The sequence below is a fragment of the Streptomyces sp. NPDC048659 genome, from assembly GCF_040650575.1.
Lineage (GTDB): Bacteria > Actinomycetota > Actinomycetes > Streptomycetales > Streptomycetaceae > Streptomyces.
Map to the genome: position 1 here is coordinate 21,426 of NZ_JBEZHM010000067.1, position 16,926 is coordinate 38,351.

General features: G+C 76.4%; 18 protein-coding genes and 1 tRNA gene. 9 read left to right on the forward strand and 10 right to left on the reverse strand.

What is annotated here, in order from left to right:
• Positions 1-257: 257 nt before the first annotated feature.
• The 3 genes from AB0C99_RS33965 to AB0C99_RS33975 all read left to right on the forward strand — a co-directional run bounded on the left by AB0C99_RS33965 (position 258) and on the right by AB0C99_RS33975 (position 3,095).
• Positions 258-758, forward strand: coding sequence for a Clp protease N-terminal domain-containing protein (locus AB0C99_RS33965; protein ID WP_362483467.1), 501 nt, complete (start codon positions 258-260; stop codon positions 756-758).
• 41 nt (positions 759-799) lie between these two features.
• Complete coding sequence (locus tag AB0C99_RS33970; protein ID WP_362483435.1) at positions 800-1,837, forward strand: EamA family transporter; 1,038 nt, start codon at positions 800-802, stop codon at positions 1,835-1,837.
• 226 nt (positions 1,838-2,063) lie between these two features.
• Complete coding sequence (locus AB0C99_RS33975) at positions 2,064-3,095, forward strand: EamA family transporter (RefSeq protein WP_362483437.1); 1,032 nt, start codon at positions 2,064-2,066, stop codon at positions 3,093-3,095.
• Here AB0C99_RS33975 and AB0C99_RS33980 read toward each other — a convergent pair.
• Positions 3,069-3,716, reverse strand: a complete 648-nt coding sequence (locus tag AB0C99_RS33980; RefSeq protein ID WP_362483439.1) for an FMN-binding negative transcriptional regulator — start codon at positions 3,714-3,716, stop codon at positions 3,069-3,071. The genes AB0C99_RS33975 and AB0C99_RS33980 overlap by 27 nt on opposite strands.
• Positions 3,717-3,726: 10 nt before the next feature.
• Positions 3,727-4,416, reverse strand: coding sequence for a pyridoxamine 5'-phosphate oxidase family protein (locus tag AB0C99_RS33985; RefSeq protein ID WP_362483440.1), 690 nt, complete (start codon positions 4,414-4,416; stop codon positions 3,727-3,729).
• A gap of 35 nt (positions 4,417-4,451) precedes the next feature.
• Here AB0C99_RS33985 and AB0C99_RS33990 point away from each other — a divergent pair, with 35 nt between their 5' ends.
• A complete protein-coding gene (locus AB0C99_RS33990; RefSeq protein ID WP_362483442.1) occupies positions 4,452-5,783 on the forward strand; it encodes an aminotransferase class I/II-fold pyridoxal phosphate-dependent enzyme in 1,332 nt (443 codons plus the stop codon).
• On the opposite strand, the gene AB0C99_RS33995 is transcribed toward AB0C99_RS33990, so the two are convergent.
• Positions 5,774-6,868, reverse strand: coding sequence for a DMT family transporter (locus tag AB0C99_RS33995; RefSeq protein WP_362483444.1), 1,095 nt, complete (start codon positions 6,866-6,868; stop codon positions 5,774-5,776). The two genes, AB0C99_RS33990 and AB0C99_RS33995, sit on opposite strands and share 10 nt — an antisense overlap.
• A gap of 74 nt (positions 6,869-6,942) precedes the next feature.
• Here AB0C99_RS33995 and AB0C99_RS34000 point away from each other — a divergent pair, with 74 nt between their 5' ends.
• Together AB0C99_RS34000 and AB0C99_RS34005 are read left to right on the forward strand one after the other, a co-directional pair.
• Positions 6,943-7,857: a LysR family transcriptional regulator gene (locus AB0C99_RS34000; protein ID WP_362483446.1), complete on the forward strand. Its 915-nt coding sequence runs from the start codon at positions 6,943-6,945 to the stop codon at positions 7,855-7,857.
• Between the two features lie 46 nt (positions 7,858-7,903).
• Positions 7,904-8,239, forward strand: a complete 336-nt coding sequence (locus AB0C99_RS34005; RefSeq protein WP_362483448.1) for a hypothetical protein — start codon at positions 7,904-7,906, stop codon at positions 8,237-8,239.
• Positions 8,240-8,264: 25 nt separating this feature from the next.
• On the opposite strand, the gene AB0C99_RS34010 is transcribed toward AB0C99_RS34005, so the two are convergent.
• The gene (locus tag AB0C99_RS34010; RefSeq protein ID WP_362483450.1) at positions 8,265-8,726 is read right to left on the reverse strand and encodes a pyridoxamine 5'-phosphate oxidase family protein; all 462 of its coding nucleotides are present in this window, start codon (positions 8,724-8,726) and stop codon (positions 8,265-8,267) included.
• Between the two features lie 116 nt (positions 8,727-8,842).
• Here AB0C99_RS34010 and AB0C99_RS34015 point away from each other — a divergent pair, with 116 nt between their 5' ends.
• Positions 8,843-9,523, forward strand: a complete 681-nt coding sequence (locus tag AB0C99_RS34015; RefSeq protein WP_362483452.1) for a cysteine hydrolase — start codon at positions 8,843-8,845, stop codon at positions 9,521-9,523.
• Here the strand turns inward: AB0C99_RS34015 and AB0C99_RS34020 are convergent.
• From AB0C99_RS34020 to AB0C99_RS34030, 3 genes are all read right to left on the reverse strand, one after another.
• Complete coding sequence (locus tag AB0C99_RS34020) at positions 9,510-10,004, reverse strand: Rieske (2Fe-2S) protein (protein WP_362483454.1); 495 nt, start codon at positions 10,002-10,004, stop codon at positions 9,510-9,512. The two genes, AB0C99_RS34015 and AB0C99_RS34020, sit on opposite strands and share 14 nt — an antisense overlap.
• A gap of 116 nt (positions 10,005-10,120) precedes the next feature.
• On the reverse strand, positions 10,121-10,681 hold the full coding sequence (locus tag AB0C99_RS34025) for an adenosylcobinamide amidohydrolase (RefSeq protein WP_362483469.1): 561 nt from the start codon (positions 10,679-10,681) through the stop codon (positions 10,121-10,123).
• A 285-nt stretch (positions 10,682-10,966) separates the two neighbouring features.
• Positions 10,967-12,676: an FAD-dependent oxidoreductase gene (locus AB0C99_RS34030; protein ID WP_362483456.1), complete on the reverse strand. Its 1,710-nt coding sequence runs from the start codon at positions 12,674-12,676 to the stop codon at positions 10,967-10,969.
• Between the two features lie 255 nt (positions 12,677-12,931).
• Here AB0C99_RS34030 and AB0C99_RS34035 point away from each other — a divergent pair, with 255 nt between their 5' ends.
• Both AB0C99_RS34035 and AB0C99_RS34040 read left to right on the forward strand, forming a co-directional pair.
• Entirely contained in the window at positions 12,932-13,714 is a 783-nt protein-coding gene (locus tag AB0C99_RS34035; protein WP_362483458.1) for a glucose 1-dehydrogenase, read from the forward strand.
• Positions 13,711-14,643: an alpha/beta hydrolase gene (locus AB0C99_RS34040; protein ID WP_362483460.1), complete on the forward strand. Its 933-nt coding sequence runs from the start codon at positions 13,711-13,713 to the stop codon at positions 14,641-14,643. The genes AB0C99_RS34035 and AB0C99_RS34040 overlap by 4 nt, the downstream gene beginning before the upstream one ends.
• 75 nt (positions 14,644-14,718) lie before the next feature.
• Here AB0C99_RS34040 and AB0C99_RS34045 read toward each other — a convergent pair whose 3' ends face one another.
• The 3 genes from AB0C99_RS34045 to AB0C99_RS34055 form a co-directional block, all read right to left on the reverse strand.
• Positions 14,719-15,741, reverse strand: coding sequence for an LLM class flavin-dependent oxidoreductase (locus tag AB0C99_RS34045; RefSeq protein WP_362483462.1), 1,023 nt, complete (start codon positions 15,739-15,741; stop codon positions 14,719-14,721).
• Positions 15,738-16,781 (reverse strand): LLM class flavin-dependent oxidoreductase, encoded by a 1,044-nt coding sequence (locus AB0C99_RS34050; RefSeq protein ID WP_362483464.1) that lies wholly within the window; start codon positions 16,779-16,781, stop codon positions 15,738-15,740. Before AB0C99_RS34050 ends, AB0C99_RS34045 begins: the two co-directional genes overlap by 4 nt.
• A 38-nt stretch (positions 16,782-16,819) precedes the next feature.
• Positions 16,820-16,894: transfer RNA gene (locus tag AB0C99_RS34055), tRNA-Ala, on the reverse strand.
• Positions 16,895-16,926: the final 32 nt, after the last annotated feature.

Below are 16,926 nucleotides of genomic sequence, written 5' to 3' on the forward strand. Positions count from 1 at the left end.
TGGCAAGGCGGCGCGCGCCCCGGGGAACGAACTCGCCGGATCTCATCCGTAAGGAGGAGGACTCGGTCGTCCGTGCACGACTCCGGTGGGACGCGCACATGCTTCTCGCCGGGGATGCCCCGGCTTGTCGGGACTGATGAGGTGGGAGGGTGCGAACTCCCGTCCCTCCCGATCCCGCGCCCGGCGCGTCCCGGGCCCTGCGCGCGCCCGGGCCCCGCGTCCCGCTGCCCGCGCCCGTGCCGCCCCGGCTGCCCGCGATCCGCCGGGCCGAGCTGGAGGACGCCCTCGCCCCCGAGCTGGTGACCGCCGTCACCGGCGCCCGGCGCCGCGCGCTGCGGGACGACGACCGGCAGGTCGACACCGCGCATCTGCTGCACTCCGTCCTGGAGGCGGACCCCGAGACCGCCGCCGCCTTCGAGGACGCGGGCCAGCGGGCCAGGGTCCTCGGCTACCTCGTCCAGCGCTCCATCGGCTACGGGCTGCGCTGGCAGGGCTCCGTCGAGGACACCGGCGCGGGCCTGCCCGTCCCGCGCGGCGACCAGGGGGCCGCGGCGGGCTGGTCGCCCGCCGCCGCGGCGGCCCTCGCCGGGGCCTTCGAGCGGGCCGCCGTCCGCGGCGAACGCCGGGTCCGCGGCCTCGACCTGCTCGCCGCGCTCGCCGCCGATCCCGCCAACCGGGCCGGCGAGGTGCTGCGCCGCGCCGGTGTCGAACCGGGCGAACTGGCCCTCCGGATCGGGCTGCCGTCTCAACAGGTGTAACAGGGGTTACGCGCCTGACCGCGTCCTGTCATGATGGCCCGATGCACGCGTCTCAGGAGAAAAGCGCTGGCCTGGGACTCGCCCTGGTCTCCGCCTTCGCTTTCGGTGGTTCGGGAGTGGCGGCCAAGCCGCTCATCGAAGCGGGCCTCGACCCGCTCCACGTGGTGTGGCTCCGGGTCGCCGGCGCCGCCCTCGTCATGCTTCCGGTGGCCTGGCGCCACCGCGACCTGGTCCGCCGCAAGCCCGCCCTGCTGGCCGGCTTCGGACTGCTCGCCGTCGCCGGTGTCCAGGGCTTCTACTTCGCCTCCCTCTCGCGCATCCCGGTCGGGGTCGCGCTGCTCATCGAGTACCTGGCCCCGGCGCTGGTCCTCGGCTGGGTCCGGTTCGTCCAGAAGCGGCCGGTCACCCGGCGGGCGGCCGTCGGCGTCGTCCTCGCCGTCGGCGGGCTCGCCTGTGTCGTCCAGGTCTGGTCCGGGCTCAGCTTCGACCTGCTCGGGCTCCTCCTCGCGCTGGCCGCCGCCTGCTGCCAGGTCGGCTACTTCGTCCTGTCCGACCAGGGCGGCGACGAGGCCGACCCGGTCGACCCGATCGGCGTCATCGCGTACGGACTCCTCATCGGCGCCGTCGTCCTCACCGCCCTCGCCCGCCCGTGGCGCATGGACTGGGCGGTCCTCGGCGGCACCGCCGACCTGAACGGCACCGCCGCCCCCGCCTGGCTGCTGCTCGGCTGGATCATCCTGATCGCCACCGTCCTCGCGTACGCCACCGGCGTCGTGTCCGTGCGCAGGCTCTCCCCGCAGGTCGCCGGCGTGGTCGCCTGCCTGGAGGCGGTCATCGCGACCGTCCTCGCCTGGGTGCTGCTCGCCGAACACCTCGGCCCCGCGCAGATCGCGGGCGGCGCCGTCGTCCTCGTGGGCGCCTTCATCGCCCAGTCCGCCACCCCCAAGGCGGCGGCCGAGGCGCCGGTCGCGCAGGGCGGGACAGCGGGCACCGTGCCGGGCGGCGTGCCCGACGGCGCGGCGGGGCGCGAGCGGGCCGACGGGGAAAGCGCGTTGTCCGGCGAGCGGTCCGCGTCCTAGGGTGCCGCTCATGCACGCGACCGTACTGCCGCCTCCCGCCGCCTAGCGCGGGCGGCGCGTACTCCTGACGAAGACCGGGCCCGGGCCGCCGAACAGGCCACCGGGCGGCTCGTCGACGCCCGTCCGCGGACCTCGGTGAACCCTTCCGCCCGTCGTGCGAAGTCGTCCGAAGGCTTTTGTGATGCCTTCCGACGTCTTCTCGCGTCTTCCTCACGGAGTACGCCACGTGTCGCACCACCCTGCCATCGGCCGCAGCCTCTGCTATCTGATCGTCGCCGGAATCGCCTGGGGCACGGCGGGCGCCGCCGCCTCGCTGCTCTTCCGGGTCAGCGGGACCGGCCCCTTCGCCCTCTCCTTCTGGCGCTGCGTCGGCGGGCTCGTCCTGCTGCTCGGCGCGCTCGCGCTGCGCCGGAGGCCCCGGCGCGGCGCGCCCGAGCCGCGCGCCCGGCGGCTGCTGCGCGTCCTCGGCACCGGACTCGGGCTCGCCGTCTTCCAGACCGCCTACTTCGCCGCCGTGGAGCTCACCGGGCTCGCCGTCGGCACCGTCGTCACGCTCGGCGCCGGACCCGTGCTCATCACGGTCGGCGCGCGGCTGCTCATGGGCGAGCGGATAGGCGCCGGGGGCGCCGCCGCCGTCGCCGGGGCGCTCGCCGGGCTCGGCGTTCTCGTGCTCGGCGCGGGCGGCGGCGAGGTCCGGCCGCTCGGCGTGCTGTGCGCCCTCGTCGCCGCCGCCGGATACGCGGCGATCACGCTGATCACCCGGCTGCTCGGGCGCGACGGCACAGGCGCCGACGCGCTGGCGACCACCACGTGGGCCTTCGCCGTCGGAGCCGCCGCGCTGCTGCCGCTCGCCGCCGCCGAGGGGCTGGTGCCGCCCGCCGAGGACCCCGAGGCGGCGCTCCTGCTGCTCGCGTACATCGCCGCCGTGCCGACCGCGCTCGCCTACGCCCTGTACTTCGCCGGGGCGGCCGTGGTCCGCGCCGCGACCGTCTCCGTGATCATGCTCCTGGAGCCGGTCAGCGCCGCGCTCATCGCCGTCACGCTGCTCGGCGAACGCCTCACCGCCGCGACCGTCGCCGGGACCCTGCTGCTCCTCGTCGCCGTCACCGGGCTCGCCTTCGCCGAGACCCGTTCGGGCGCGGCGGCGCGGCGGGAGGCCCCGGCCGGGGGGCCGGTGTCGGAGCCGGGGCCGGGGCCGGTGCGCCCGCCGGGCGCGGCCGAGTCGCCGCGGTCAGGCTCCGGTGGGCCGGCGGCGTAGCTGGTGCGCCCGGGCGGCGGCGTCGCCCGGGCCCGCGCGCTCGGCGAGCCGGGCCGACACGCGGTCCTGGACCTCCCGCGGCTTGTTGCCCGCGTACTTGAACTTCGCCCGCACCTCGGTCACCTCCAGGCACAGCACCCGGATCCCCGGCAGCATCCGCCCGAACGGGGCCTCGCCCGGACATACCGGCGCCGTGCCGCCCTCCGGCTGGAAGTGCGCCACCTGACGGTTGAGCAGCTCCGCCTTCTCGGCCGGGTCGTCGACGATCCGGGCGGTGCAGCGGAGCTGGACGGCCGCGTAGTACGAGGTCGGGGTGCCGTGTTCGGCCGGGGCGCCCTCGGGGGCGGTCCAGTGGCCGGGCACGAAGACGTGGTCGTCGACCACGCTCAGCAGCACGGCCGGGTTCCGCTCCAGGTCCCGCCAGAGCGGGTTGGGGCGGGCGAGGTGGGTGAGGACCCGGCCGTGCGGGCCGGGCTCCGGCTCGTATCGGAAGTGCGTCGGCTGCACCCACGGCGGTTCGCCGGGGGCGCCGTTGACCGCGAGCTGGCCGAAGTCGCGGCCGGCGAGCCAGTCGCGCCACTCGCTCTCGTCGCGCGGGGAGTCCCAGGGGTGGATCAGCACGGGGCGCTCCTCACAGGGCCGCGAGGTAGTCGGGCAGGGCGATCGCCGGGTCCAGGTCCGCCGCCGGGACGGGCGTGCCGTAGCGGCGCTGTACGGGGACGACCCCCGCCCAGTGGGGGAGCGCGGCGTCCTCCGGGTCGTCGTTCGGGCCGCCCGTGCGGACCTTCGCCGAGACCTCGGCCAGGTCCAGGCGCAGCACGGCGGTGGCGGCGAGCTCCTTGGCGTTGCCCGGGCGGGAGTCGTACGAGCGGCCGGGGACGACGTGGTCGACGAGCGCGTCCAGCGCGGTGCGCAGCTCCTCCGGGTCGGTGACCTGGCGGGCGGTGCCGTGCACGACGACGGAGCGGTAGTTCATCGAGTGGTGGAACGCGGACTTGGCGAGGACCAGGCCGTCCACGTGGGTCACCGTCAGGCAGACCGGCAGGCCCGGGGCCTCCTCGCCGTGCCCGGCGGCGCGCAGCGGGCGGGAGCCGGTGGAGCCGTGCACGTACAGCCGCTCGCCTATCCGGCCGTACAGCGTCGGCAGCACGACGGGGGCGCCGTCGCGGACGAAGCCGAGGTGGCAGACGTAGGTCTCGTCGAGGATCGAGTGCACCAGGGCGCGGTCGTACGAGGCGCGCTGGGCGGAGCGGGTGGGGACGGTGCGCTCGGTGGGGGTGTAGGTGTCCGTCCGGTCCGGCAGGGGGTCCGTCTCCGACATTGCGGTCTCCATTGCACTAGTGCATACTGTGGTTTGTGCTAGGAGAGTATCGGATCGAAGGCCGTCGCGCATCGGAGATCGCCGCCAGCGTCGAGCGCGGGGTGGGGGACGGCTCCCTCGCGCCCGGACAACTGCTGCCGCCCATGAGGGAGTTGGCGGGCGGGCTGGGCGTCAATCCCAATACCGTCGCCGCCGCCTACCGGACCCTGCGCGAGCGCGGGGTGATCGAGACCGACGGGCGGCGCGGGAGCCGGGTGCGGTCCGCGCCCGCGACGACGGCCCGGGGCTCCCTCCGGGTGGACGCGCCCGAGGGGGTCCGGGACGTCGGCGAGGGCAACCCGGACCCGGCGCTGCTCCCGGACCTGACGGAGGCCCTCGCCGCCGTCGCGCGCGGGTACGCCGAGCGCCCGCCGCTGTACGGGGAGGCGCCGGTGGACGAGGGGTTCGCGCGGCTCGCGCGGGCCGCGTTCGACGCGGACGGGGTGCCGGCCGGGCCGGTGGGCGTCGCCTCCGGCTCGCTCGACGCGATCGAGCGGGTGCTCGTCGCGCAGCTGCGGCCGGGCGACGCCGTCGCCGTCGAGGACCCGGGCTGGGGCAGCCTCCTCGACCTCGTGCCCGCGCTCGGGCTGCGGCCCGTCCCGGTCGCCGTCGACGACGAGGGGCCGCTGCCGGACGCGGTGGCCCGGGCGCTACGGGGCGGCGCGCGGGCGCTCGTCGTCACCGACCGGGCGCAGAACCCGACCGGCGCCTGCGTGAGCCGGGCGCGCGCCGACGAGCTGCGGGCGGTGCTCGCCGGTCACCCGGACGTGCTGCTGATCGAGGACGACCACGGGCACGGGATCGTCGCGGAGCCGCCGCACCCGCTCGCCACCGGCGCCGGGCGGTGGGCCTTCGTGCGCTCGGTCGCCAAGGCGTACGGGCCCGATCTGCGGATCGCCGCCTTCACCGGCGACGCGGAGACCGTCGACCGGGTGCTCGGGCGGCAGCGGCTCGGCCCCGGCTGGGTGAGCCGGCTGCTCCAGCGCGCGGTCACGCACCTGTGGGCCACCGGGGCGGTCGATCCGGTGGCCGTCTCGGCGGCGTACGGGGAGCGGCGCGACGGGCTCGTGCGCGCGCTCGCCCGGCGCGGGGTGGCGGCGCACGGGCGCGGCGGCATGAACGTCTGGGTGCCGGTCGCCGACGAGACCGGGGCCGTCGCCCGGATGCTGGGCGCGGGCTGGGCGGTCGCCCCCGGCGCCCGCTTCCGGATGGAGACCGGCCCGGCGGTCCGCGTCACGGTCTCCCGGCTCGCCCCGGCCGACATCGAACCGCTCGCCGACGCCTTGGCCTACGCCGCGGGTCCGGCGCAGGCGCGTAGTTACGGGTGACGGGCGGCGGGGGTTGTTGCGGGGGAGGTCGGGGCGGCGGGGACGGCCGGCTCTGCCGGGGAGGTTGGGACAGTCGGGGAGGTTGGGACAGCCGGGTCTGCCGGGGAGGTCGGGCCGGGTGACGTGGCGGACGTGGTCGACGGGGCCGCTCCCGTCGGGGGCGGTGTGCGGCGGCGGGAGGTGCGGGTCTGGGTGAGGGCCGCGCCCGCCAGGACGATGACGGCGCCCACCGGGGTGTTCCAGGCCAGGTGTTCGCCGAGGACCGCGAGTCCCGCCGCCGTCGCGATGACCGGGATGAAGTACGTGACCATCGACGCCGTCGTCGGGCCGACCTCGGCGACCACGCCGTACTGGAGCAGCATCGCGTAGCCCGTACCGAGGGCACCGAGGGCGACGACCGAGAGCAGCGGAAGCACCTCGACGTGCGTCGGCAGGCTCGTGAACAGCGGGGTGACCACCGCGAGCTGGAGCGTGGCCACGCCGACCTGGGAGCCCGCCAGCGCCAGGTTCGACGCGCCGGTGCCGGACAGGGTGCGACGGACGTAGATCCAGCCCACCGCATAGCTGAACGAGGCCAGCAGCGCCAGCGCCGTGCCCGTCACGTCCAGGCCCGAGAAGCCCTGCCAGGCGCCGAGGACCGTCAGGACGCCGACGAAGCCGATGCCCAGGCCCGCCGCCCGTACGCGGGTCGGGCGGTCCTCCGAGAGGGCGACGAGGGACAGCACCATGCCCCACAGGGGGGTCGTGGCGTTGCAGATGCCCGCCAGGGTGGAGGGGATCGTCAGCTCGGCGTACGAGAAGAGGGAGAACGGCAGCGCGTTCAGCAGGAAGGCCGCCACCGTCAGGTGCCCCCAGGTGCGGGCCCCGCGCGGGAGGCGGTCGCGCTTCACCATGAGGGCGACCGCGAGCACCGCCGTGCCGAACAGGAGCCGGCCGAAGGTCACCTGGAAGGGGGCGAAGCCCTCGGTGCCGACTTTGATGAAGAGGAAGCTGAAACCCCATATCAGGGCCAGTACGCCGAAGCGGACGCGCCAGTCGAGGGCGGGCCGGCGGCGGGAGGGGGACGGGAGGGCGGGGCTGCTCATGCCGTTCAGCGTGACCGAGCCCACCTCTTAGTACAAGCGAGAATTCCTGGACTCATTGTCTTAGCATCGCTTACATGTTGAACCTGGAGCGCCTGCGCACCCTCGACGCCGTCGCCCGGCACGGCTCCGTCAGCGGCGCCGCCGAAGGGCTGCACGTCACGACCTCGGCCGTGTCCCAGCAGTTGTCGAAACTGGAGCGCGAGGTCGGGCAGCAGCTCCTCGCCAAGAGCGGGCGGGGCGTGCGGCTCACCGACGCCGGGCTGCTGCTCGCCGAGCACGCCTCGCGGATCCTCTCCCAGGTGCAGCTCGCCCAGGCGGACATCGAGGCGCAGCGCGGCCAGGTGGTCGGCGAGGTGCGGATCGCCGCCTTCCCGACGGCCATGCGCGGCCTCTTCCCCACCGCGATCCGCGCGCTGCGCGCCGCCCACCCCGAGCTGCGCGTCCACACCGCCGAGCTGGAGCCGGACCTGGGGGTGCGGGAGGTGCTGCGCGGCGACAGCGACCTCGCCGTGGTCCTGGACTGGAACAACAAGCGGGCGCCCGTCCCGCCGGGGCTGGAGCGGGTGCGGCTGCTCGACGACTCCGCCGACGTGGCGCTGCCCGCCGACCATCCGCTGGCCGGGCGGGCGGCGGTCGACCTGGAGGACTTCGCGGAGGAGGACTGGGTCTCCTGGCCCGCCGGGGAGTTCTGCCACGACTGGCTGATGTTCACGCTCCGCGCCAAGGGCATTGAGCCGCGCGTCGCCCATGTCGCGGGGGACCACCACACCCAGCTCGCCCTCGTCGCCGCCGGGCTCGGCATCTGCGTCGCGCCCCGGCTCGGGCGGCCCGCCGAGATGGCGGGGGTCGCCTTCGTCCCCGTACGCCAGCCGGTGCGACGGCACATCTACGCGACCTGGCGCACGGACGCGGGGCGCCGCCCGTCCATCCGCGCGGTGGTCGAGGCGCTGCGGGCGGCGGGGGAGGGGGCGGGGGCGGGAGCGGGTTAGGGGTGAGGGGTGCCGGAGGTCGGGGGCGGCCCGGCACAATGGGCGGGTGCTTCCCTCCCGGCTGCTGTGGCGCGACCCCCGGCCCGTTCCCCGGTTCAACCGCCAGGAGCCGGTGACGCGGATCGTCCGGGACCCCGGCTTCCACGAGCCGGACGACGCGGAGGCGTGCACGGTCTTCTGGTACGTCTGCCGGACCCACGACCGCGTCTACCGGCACGAGGCATGCGGCGAGGGGCCCCATCTCGTGGCCCTGCACTGCGCGGACCACGGGCCCGAGAGCGGGTGGCCGCAGCCGCTCATGCTCCTGTTCCCCGAGGGGTTCGAGCCGCCGCTCAGCCCGGATCAGCTCGCCTTGGCGCGGGAGGCATGGGACGCCGGCTGAGCCTGTCTGGGTTGTCGGACACCCCTTAGCCCAGCTTGCGGAAGTCCCAGGACGCCACCGCCTCCGGGGTCAGGCGCAGCCAGGCGTGCCGGCCGTCGTGGGGCATGGTGTCCAGGCCGAAGTTCTTCGCCGCGAACAGGGGCTCCACGGCGTCCAGTTCGGGGCAGGGCGCGCCCGTGCGCGGTGCCTCGCCGATGAACTCGACGGTGCCCGAGAGCTCGGCCCCGCGCAGCTCCCCGTACGCCTCGCCGTCGTCCACCACCACCGCGATGCGCGGCCGGGCGCGCAGCTCGGACCAGCGGCGGCTGCGGGTCAGGGAGTAGAGCCAGAGCGAGCCCTCGTGCCACAGGAACCACAGGGCGCCGACGTGCGGGCGGCCGTCGGCCGACACCGTCGCCACCCGGCAGGTGCGCTGTTCGGCGAGGAAGCTGTCGAGCTCGTCCGGGGTCATCATGATCCGGCGTCCGCGGCGCTGTGCGACGGTCATCGTCCGCACCCTTCTGGATTTCTGATGGAGTGTCAGAAATGATGGGGGGTCGGCCGTCCCGTGGCAAGGAGCGCGCGGGGCGGACCGGGACCGAGACCGGAACCGAGGAGGAGCCCGTGGGGCACGCGGAACAACTCAGGGAACAACTGGCCCCCGACGGCGCCGTGCTGCTCACCGTCGAATGCCAGCAAGGCGTCGTGGGCCGCGACAGCGCGCTGCCCGAACTCGCCGCCGTCGCCCGCTCGTCCGGCGCAATGCACAACGTGGCCCGGCTCGTCGCCGCCGCGCACGAGGCCGACGTACAGGTGCTGCACGCCGTCGCCGAGCGGCGCCCCGATGGGCGCGGCGCCAGCCACAACGCCCGGCTCTTCCGCGCCGCCGCCCGGCTCCCCGTCCAGCAGCACAGCGGGAGCACCGCCGTCCGGATCGCCGAACCCATCGAGGTCGCCGACGAGGACCTCGTCGTCCGCCGGCTGCACGGGCTCTCCCCGATCGCGGGCACCGACGTCGACGCCCTGCTGCGCAACCTCGGCTGCCGGACCCTCGTCGTCACCGGCGTCTCCGCCAACGTGGCCATCCCCAACGCCGTCTTCGACGCGGTCAACCTCGGCTACACCGTCGTCGTGCCCGCCGACGCCATCGCGGGGGTGCCGGCCGACTACACCCCCGCGATGATCCGCAACACCCTCGCCCTCGTCGCCACCATCGCGAGCACCGACGAGGTCCTTGCCTGCTGGAAGGCCCCGCGCCGGGCCCCCGCCCCGCGCACCGGACCGGGCGGGCTCAGCCGAGCCTGATCGCGTCGCCCGTCACCTCGATCGGCGTCGGCTCCAGCGGGCTCGGCGCCGGTCCGCCCTTCACGCTGCCGTCCGAGGCGTCGAAGCGGCTCTGGTGGCAGGGGCAGACGATCACGCCGTCGGCGACCGACGCCACCGTGCAGCCCGCGTGGGTGCAGCGCGCCGAGAACGCCTTGAACTCGCCCGCCTTCGGCTGGGTGATCACCACGCCCCGGTCGGCGAGGACCTTTCCGCCGCCGACCGGGATGTCGCCGGTCTTGGCCAGCGGAGGGGTCTGTGAGACGCCTCCGGTCGCGTCGGGTCCCGCCGAGGCGTCCGCCCCGCCGGTGTCGCCCTTGCCCCCCGCTCCGCCCGTGCCGCCGTCCGGGCCCACCGTGTCGTTGGGGCCCTCCGACGCCTTGCCGCCGCAGGCCGCGAGGGCCGCGACCAGACCCGCCCCGCCCGCCGCCGAGACCACAGCCCTGCGCCCAACACCGCTCATGCCTCACCCCTCGTCAACCGCCGCGACCCGGACTCCCGGACGACCGGCGCCATGTTTCCCGAAGGAGGCCGCCGGGCGCCATGGGGCCGGACCGGGCCGACCGGGTCCGCGCGGGCCTACAACCGGCCCGCGCACGCCTCCAGGGTCGCCCGGTGCACCGCCCGCGCGAGCCGCGCGCCCCACCGCGAGCGGGGCCCCGCGAACGGCTCGGCCGCGCCGCCGGTCGGCGCGGCGGGGCAGGCGACGCAGACCGCGTCCGTCGGCGTGCCGGAGGCGTCGGCGCCCAGCTCCACCAGGGCCTGCACCTTCGCCTCCGTGGCCGTCGCCACCGCGTTGACCAGCGCCGCGTCCGTGAGCGGCACCGGCAGCGACACGATGATGTTGATGGTGCCGGGGCGCGGCGCGCCGACCGCTCCGGCACCCGGCGCCGCCGCCCAGCCCCGTACCCCGATGCCCGCCGTCACCAGCGCCTCGGCGCCCTCGTCGGCGGCGAACCGGCGGTCGGCGACCGACGCGGCCGTCATCAGCCCGACCCCGGGGCCCGAGAGCTCCGCCCCGGCGGCCAGCTCGCCCAGATGGGCGACCGGGTCGAGGCGCGCGTACCCCGGCGGCACCTGCGCGTTGACCACCCAGTCGCGGGCCCCGATGCCGCCGCCGAGCACCGCGCTCGACACCATCCGGGTGCCGGGACCGGGCGCCCACACCAGCAACGGCCAGGAGGCGCCGTCCTCTTCGTGCCGCAGCAGGGCGGCGTCGGAGAGCGTGGGGATGGCGGGGGTAAGGGCGGGCGAGGGTCTCTGGAGCACGCCGCACCCTAACGCGCGCCGGGCAGCCGGGCCGCCGCCGCCCTGCTAGCGCGAGCCGCTCCGCCGGGCCGCATCCGCTCCGCCGGGCCGCCGCCACCCCGGCGGGCCGCATCCGCCCCGCTATCGCGCGCCGCCCCGCCGTACCGCATCGCCCCGCTAACGCGCCCCGCCCGGCTCCGTGCCCGCCAGGTGGTCCGCCGCGATCCAGCCGCCGGCCATCGCGGGGCCGATGGTGGCCCCGGGGCCCGGATAGGTCTCGCCCATCAGGGCGGCGGACACGTTCCCCGCCGCGTACAGGCCGACGACGGGCGAGCCGTCCTCGCGCAGTACGCGCGCGTCGGCGTCGGTCAGCAGGCCGCCCTTGGTGCCGAGGTCGCCCGGGTGCACCTGCACCGCGTAGAACGGCGCCGCGCCCAGCTCCGCGAGGTTCGGGTTGGGCAGCGTCGGGTCGCCGTAGTAGCGGTCGTACGCGCTCGCGCCCCGGCCGAAGTCGCCGTCGTGCCCCGCGCGGGCGAAGCCGTTGAAGCGCTCCACCGTGGCCGCGAAGCGCCCCGGGTCCACGCCGATCAGCCCGGCGAGCTCCTCGGGCGTCGCCGCCCTCCGCACCACCCCCGACTCCAGCAGCCGCCGAGGGAAGGGCTGCCCGGGCAGCAGCCCCATGAAGACGTAGCGGCGCCGCGCGCGGGCGTCCAGGACCAGCCAGGCGGGCACGGTCTCCGCCCCGGTCTTCTCCCGGTGCGCGTACATCGCGTCCACGAACTCGTGGTACGGCGCCGCCTCGTTGACGAACCGCTCGCCGTTCCCGTCCACGATGATCATGCCGGGGATGCCGCGTTCCGCGACCAGGAAGAACGGCGCCGTGCCGTCTGGCGGCACGACCGAAGGCGCTCCCCACACCTTGTCCAGGAGATCCGTCGCCGCCCCGAGCCGCAGCCCCTCCCGCAGCCCGTCACCCTCCTGGCCCTCCGGCGGCGTCGAGCTCCACGCCGGGTCCGTCGGCGCCGGCAGATGGCGGGCGCGCAGCCCGGCGTCGCGCGAGAAGCCGCCGGACGCCAGCACCACACCCCGGCGGGCGCGCACCGTCACCTCGCGCCCGGCGCGCACGGTACGCACCCCGGTCACCCGGCCGTCCGTGTCGGTGAGCAGCCGCCGCGCCGGGGCGCCCAGCCACAGCTCGCCGCCGAGCCGGGCCAGCGACAGCCGCAGCCTGCCGATCAGCGCCTCGCCGAGCGCGACCGGACGCCGCCCCGCCGCCAGGTCCCGCACGGCCCGCAGCCCCACCTTCGCCGCCGTCCGCTTGCCCGCTGGGGTCCGGGTCACCATGTTGAGGTAGCGGAAGTCGTACGAGGTGATGGTGAGCCCGTACGTGGGCAGGTGCGCCCGGCGCATCAGGGCGCGCTCGCGCCGCGGGAGCCGGCGCAGGTCGAAGACCTCGGGCTCGATCGACCGCCCGCGCGCGAAGCCGCCGGGACGCTCGGGGTAGTAGTCGCTGTAGCCGTCCGTGTAGACGAACCGGACGTCGGTGCGGTCGTGGAACTCCCGCACCATGCGCGGCGCCCGGTCCAGATACGCCTCCTTGCGCGCGGCGGACACCCGCTCGCCCACGGTGGCGTCCAGATAGGCGCGGGCCAGGTCGTGGCTGTCGGGGAGCCCCGCCGCGCGCAGATGCTGGTTGTCCGGCACCCAGATGGCGCCGCCCGAGAGCGCCGTGGTGCCGCCGTACAGGCCGGTCTTCTCCAGGACCACCACGCTCAGCCCGCGCAGCCGCGCGGTCACGGCGGCGGCGAAGCCGGCGGCCCCGGAGCCGACGACCACGACGTCGTACGTGATGACGTCCTCGGGGTTCCTACTGGTCGGCTCGGTCACGACGGCCGCCTTTCGTTCGGAATGCGCGAGAGGCTAGGCGGCCCCCGGGCCCCGGCACAGGGGGGTTCCCGGTGACCGGGAAGGGAGCCGCGCGACGGGGGCCCGGTCCGTTAGGAAGGCGCGGACAGCGTTCCCCGATCTCCATGAGGTGCCGCCATGCCCGCCGTACCCGATGTACCCGCCGTACCCGCCACGCCTGACGTACCCGATCTACCCGCCGTACCCGCCACGCCTGACGTATCCGACGTACCTGTCGTGCCCGCCGCGCTCGCCCGATCCACCGACCTCACCGGGCGGGTGGCCCTGATCACCGGCGCCGCCCGCGGCCAGGGCGCGGGCCACGCCCGGACGCTGGCCGCCGCCGGAGCCTCCGTGGTGCTCACCGACCTCGACGAGGCCGGCGCGGAGGCGGTCGCCGCCTCGGTCCGCGCGGCCACCGGACGCCCGGACGCCGCGCTCGCGCTGCGCCACGACGTGGCCGACGCCGCCGACTGGGAGCGGGTCGTCGCGCGCGCCGTCGAGCGGTACGGGCGGCTCGACGTGCTCGTCAACAACGCGGCCCTGTGGCGCACCGCGCCCGTGGGGGAGCAGGACGAGGAGGAGTTCAGGACCCTGCTGTCGGTCAACCTCGTCGGCCCCTTCCTCGGCATCCGCGCCGCGCTGCCCGCCCTGCGCGCGGCGGGCGGCGGCTCGATCATCAACATCTCCTCCACCGCCGGGCTCAAGGGCATACCCGGGCACAGCGCCTACGGGGCGTCCAAGTTCGGGCTGCGCGGACTGACCCGCTCGGCCGCCCTCGACGTCGCCGCCGAGGGCATCCGGATCAACACCGTGCACCCCGGCATGATCGACACCCCGATGATCGGCGCGGTCACCGGCGACGGCGACGCCACCGCGCGCGACTGGCCGCACATCCCCGCGCGCCGCATCGGCACGCCCGAGGACGTCAGCGGGCTCGTGCTCTTCCTCGCCTCCGACGCCTCCGCGTACGTGACGGGCGCGGAGTTCGCGGTCGACGGCGGACTGGGCGCCCAGTGACCGGCCCGGGCCTGACCCCCGCCGCGCGCGGGCTCGTCGAGCTGCTGGCCGGCTCCTTCCCCGCGCTCGGCCCCGGCACGGACGTGCCCGCCGTGCGCGCCGCCCTGCACCGCCCGCCCACCGGGCTGCCCGCGCTCGCCTCGGTCACCGACCGGACGGTCCCGGGCCCCGAGGGCGCGCCGGACGTGCCCGTACGGATCTACCACCCGGGGCCCCCGGACACCCCCGGCCCGCTCCCGGTCGTCCTGTTCCTGCATGGCGGCGGCTTCGTGCTGTGCGGCCTCGACAGCCACGACGGGCTCTGCCGCGAACTGGCCGCCGGTGCCGGGGCGTTGGTCGTCTCCGTCGACTACCGGCTGGCCCCCGAGCACCCGGCGCCCGCCGCCCTCGACGACGCCCGCGCGGCGCTGGACTGGGTGGTCGCGCACGCGGCCGGCCTCGGCGGCGACCCGGAGCGGCTGGCCGTCGCCGGGGACAGCGCGGGCGGCACCCTCGCGACCGGCCTGTGCCTGCTGGCCAGGGAGCGGGGCGGCCCGATGCCCGCCGCGCAGGTGCTGCTCTACCCGGCGCTCGACCCGGCGGCGGACAACGCGTCGACGCGCGCGTTCGGCGAGGGCCACTTCCTGACCGCCGCGCACCTGCGCTGGTACTGGGAGCAGTACCTGGCGGGCGCCGCGCCGACGCCCTTCACCGCGCCCGCGACCGCGCGGGACCTGTCGGGGCTGCCCCCGGCGCTGCTCGTGGAGGCGGAGTGCGACCCGCTGCGCGACGAGGGGCGCGCCTACGCGGCCCGGCTGACCGAGGCCGAAGTCCACACGGCGTACGGGATGTTCCACGGCTTCACCGACTTCACGGCCCAGCTCCCCGAGGCGGCCGAGGCCGTGCGCCGGGTGACGGACTGGCTGCGGGAGCGCCTCGGGGCGGCCTGACCCGGCGGTCCCGACCGGGCACCCCGTGACCCCGCGCCAGGCGGGGCCGCGGGGTGCCCGCGCGTACGGGCGCGCTCAGCCGTGCAGGGCGGCGGCGACGAGCTCGTACGAGCGGAGCCGGGCCGCCTGGTCGTGCACGCAGGTGTTGACCATCAGCTCGTCGGCGCCGGTCTCCGCCAGCAGCGCCCGCAGTTCCTCGCCGACCCTGCGGGGGCCGCCCACGACGGCGCTCGCGCCGAACGGCGTCGCCATGCCCGCCAGCCGGCGCACGGCCTGGTCGGCGGGGAGCAGCGCGTCGGGCAGCGAGCGGGAGATCATCAGCTGCACGAGCTCCTGGCTCGCCGCCTGCCGGCGCGCCTCGGCGTCGGTGTCGGCCGCCACCACCGTGACGGTGATCAGGGTGTACGGGCGGTCCCGCTCGGCGGAGGGGCGGAAGTTCTCGCGGTAGAGCCGGAACGCCTCGGCCGCGTTCCCGCCGCCGAAGTGGTGGGCGAACGCGAACGGCAGGCCCGCCGCCGCGGCGAGGGAGGCCCCGTACCCGCTCGACCCGAGGATCCACAGCGGCGGGGCCGGCACGCCGTCCGGCGCGACCCGGACATCGCGGTACGGGTGGCTGTCCGGCCAGGCTCGGGTGCCGAGGAAGCACTGGAGCTCCCCGACCTGCGCGGCGAACGCCGAGGCGTCCCCGCGCTGGAGGGCGCGGGCGGCGGCGGGGTCGGTGCCGGGGCCCCGGCCGACGCCGAGGTCGATCCGCCCGGGGTGGACGGCGTGCAGCAGCGCGAACTGCTCGGCGACGGTGAGCGGCGGGTGGTTGGGCAGCATCACGCCGCCCGAGCCGATCCGGATCCGCTCGGTGGCCGAGGCGAGGTGCCCGATGAGCAGCGCGGGCGTGCCGGCGGTCAGATCGGGGTGGTTGTGGTGCTCGGTCACCCACAGGCGGCCGTAGCCGAGGCGCTCGGCGTGCCGGGCCAGCGCGACGGACGCGGCGACGGACTGCGCGGCGGTCATGCCGTGGGGGACGATCGTGGGGTCCAGGACGGAGAGGGCGGGCCGGGCGGACGAGGCGGGCGGGTCGGACGGGTTGGGCACGGCGGTCATGCGGCGAGGGCTCCGTTCGGGGCGAGGGGGGCGGGCCGCAGGCCGTAGGCATCGGCGAGCAGCGCGTAGGACCGCAGGCGGGCCCGCTGGTCGTGGACCGTCGTGTTGACCATGATCTCGTCGGCGCCGGTGACCCGGGCCAGCCGGTCGAGCTCGTCCTTGACGCGCCCGGCGGTGCCGCTGAGCACGGTGGCCGGGTAGTCGCCGCGCGTCCGGGCGAGGCGCTCGGCCGCCGTCTCGGGCGGGAGCAGGATGTCGGGGCGGTGCTCGTGGTAGCTCTGGAAGGTCAGGACCTGGGAGGCCGCCTGCCGCCGGGCCTCGGCCTCGGTGTCGGCCGCCACGACGTTGGCGGTGACCAGGGTGTACGGGCGGCTCAGCGCGGCGGACGGCCGGAAGCGCTCGCGATACAGGCGCGGCACGGTCGTGGTGCCGGGCCCGCCGAAGTGGTGGGCGAAGGCGTACGGCAGCCCCCGCTCGGCCGCAAGGAGCGCGCTGTACGGGCTGGAGCCCAGGATCCACAGCTCGGGCGGCGGGGCGCCGACGGGCACCGCCCGCACCCCGGTCCGGGGCCCCCGCCGGGTTCCGCCGCCGGTCCCGGGCAGCCCCAGCAGCTCGGCCAGGTCGTCGAGGCGCCGCTCGTGGGCGAAGGGGGTGCCCCGGCTGAGGGCGTGCGCGGTGGCGGGGTCGGCACCGGGGGCGCGGCCCACGCCGAGGTCGACGCGGCCCGGGTGCAGGGCGCCGAGCAGCGCCGCCTCCTCGGCTACGGCGAGGGGCGCGTGGTTGGGCAGCATCACGCCGCCCGCGCCGACCCGGATGCGGCGGGTGCGGGCGGCCAGGTACAGCGTGTAGAGCAGCGGGGTGCCCTTGGCGAGGGCGGGGTGGTTGTGGTGCTCGGTCACCCACAGGCGGGCGTAGCCGAGGCGTTCGGCGTGGCGGGCCAGCTCGACGCTGGCGGCGACGGTGTCGGCGGGGGTGAGGCCGCTGGGGACGATGGTGGGGTCCAGGACGGACAACAGGGGCAGGGGCAGGGGCAGGGGCACGGGGGTTCCCGACGGTGTGAAGGGGTGGGTGGGCCCGGAGGGCCGGTGCCGGGGGAGTCGCCCAGACCCCCTCGATGCGAACGAGGTGCGCTACCAGACTGCGCCACAGGCCCTTGCGACGTGTGAAACATTAGCATCCCGAGCG

Coding starts and splice junctions, on each gene's coding strand:
- AB0C99_RS33970 (WP_362483435.1), top strand. CDS start 800: ATGCACGCGTCTCAGGAGAAAAGCGCTGGCCTGGGACTCGCCCTGGTC.
- AB0C99_RS33985 (WP_362483440.1), bottom strand. CDS start 4,416: ATGTCGGAGACGGACCCCCTGCCGGACCGGACGGACACCTACACCCCC.
- AB0C99_RS33995 (WP_362483444.1), bottom strand. CDS start 6,868: ATGAGCAGCCCCGCCCTCCCGTCCCCCTCCCGCCGCCGGCCCGCCCTC.
- AB0C99_RS34000 (WP_362483446.1), top strand. CDS start 6,943: ATGTTGAACCTGGAGCGCCTGCGCACCCTCGACGCCGTCGCCCGGCAC.
- AB0C99_RS34010 (WP_362483450.1), bottom strand. CDS start 8,726: ATGACCGTCGCACAGCGCCGCGGACGCCGGATCATGATGACCCCGGAC.
- AB0C99_RS34020 (WP_362483454.1), bottom strand. CDS start 10,004: ATGAGCGGTGTTGGGCGCAGGGCTGTGGTCTCGGCGGCGGGCGGGGCG.
- AB0C99_RS34025 (WP_362483469.1), bottom strand. CDS start 10,681: ATGGTGTCGAGCGCGGTGCTCGGCGGCGGCATCGGGGCCCGCGACTGG.
- AB0C99_RS34045 (WP_362483462.1), bottom strand. CDS start 15,741: ATGACCGCCGTGCCCAACCCGTCCGACCCGCCCGCCTCGTCCGCCCGG.